The 242-nt window shown below is 56.2% G+C and carries 1 protein-coding gene; it reads right to left on the reverse strand.

The window, feature by feature from the left end; genetic code table 11:
* Nucleotides 1-242, reverse strand: a 242-nt coding sequence (locus R0J92_RS25940; RefSeq protein WP_411053806.1) for a CDP-alcohol phosphatidyltransferase family protein, incomplete at both ends; no start/stop codon positions are given.

Here is a 242-nt window from a genome sequence, read left to right on the forward strand (position 1 = left end):
GTGCGAAAATCATATTGTAGAGCAGGAGTGAAATAATCGCGAACAGCTGCGTGACCGTCTTGATCTTGCCTAGATTGCCCGCTGCGACGACTTCCCCTTCGCCTGCTAGCACTAAGCGCAAGCCAGTCACCGCGAACTCGCGGCTGATGATGACAATGACGACCCACGCCGGGGCGAATCCGAGCTCGACCAAAATGATCAACGCCGCAGAAACGAGGAGTTTGTCGGCAAGCGGGTCCAAG

The organism is Tritonibacter sp. SIMBA_163, from assembly GCF_046535935.1.
Taxonomy (GTDB): Bacteria; Pseudomonadota; Alphaproteobacteria; order Rhodobacterales; family Rhodobacteraceae; genus Epibacterium; species Epibacterium scottomollicae.